Below are 945 nucleotides of genomic sequence, written 5' to 3'. Positions count from 1 at the left end.
GCTGGAGCGACAGGAGCAACAGGCCCAACCGGTCCAACTCCGATAACTTCCACAAAAATTTTTGTATTTGAAGGGACGGCTACGGGTTTTCAGCGTATAGTCGGTTCACCTGGTGCAACTTCTCAAACTATCCCTATTACTATTGGAGCAACAGGAACCATAGTCGGATTTACAGCATCTGTAAATATAAATAACTTACCAGTTGGGTCATACACTTTTCAAATATGTGTTAATGTGATTAATAATGCAGTGGCACCCGCAGTTGCAAATATAATATCTACAATTACGTTTACTAATACAGCCGTTATGTCCGGAACCTTTATTTTTTCCATTAGACCGACAGATGTAGGGCCACAGCCCGTACTTTTCTCCAATGCTACCCCTTATGCACCAGCACCTGCAACTGTAACATGGACCACTAATATTCCTGGTAACCCACTTGCAAGAAATGATGCGTTATCTTTATTCCTGATTGGTAACTTGACACAAAGTGCAGTTTATGGAGTAGCTGCTTCTACTGCTATTTAATTAGACTTTGAAAATGCATTCTATAAAAAGAACTTAAAAATAAAGCATTATACAAAGTATCCGTGTGTACTTTAAATGTCGAACATTTTAAAACAAAAAGAAGGATAGGAAATCAGAAGTAGTATCTGCTATTTCTATCCTTTTTTGTACTACAAATAACCTCATTTACTACATCAACATTTTCTTATGTTATGCAACTAACTCATGCTTTAGTTGAACAACATGATCGGCTTTGTAGCCGATTTTTTTATTAAGCTAAATGGCAGTTTAGTTGAATAAGGAATGGTATAATAAATTCAAAAAAGAAGTTTTTTAACAGCAATTATTGTTAAATTTAAGGGGATAAATGAAAGTGGATATTGGATTTTTTTTATTTTGCTTATTCTTTATTGTTTCTGGAATTACACTAATAATAAT

Annotated in this window: 1 pseudogene; it reads left to right on the top strand. The window is 34.8% G+C overall.

Going from position 1 to position 945, the window contains the following annotated elements:
• A pseudogene (locus COE53_RS24195) lies at positions 1 to 528 on the top strand (hypothetical protein); the annotation flags it as partial.
• Between the last annotated feature and the right edge of the window lie 417 nt (positions 529 to 945).

Source organism: Bacillus sp. AFS029533 (assembly GCF_002585125.1).
GTDB lineage: Bacteria > Bacillota > Bacilli > Bacillales > Bacillaceae_G > Gottfriedia > Gottfriedia luciferensis_B.
Note: the sequence above shows the minus strand (reverse complement) of the source record. Positions and strands in the feature narration are given on the sequence as shown.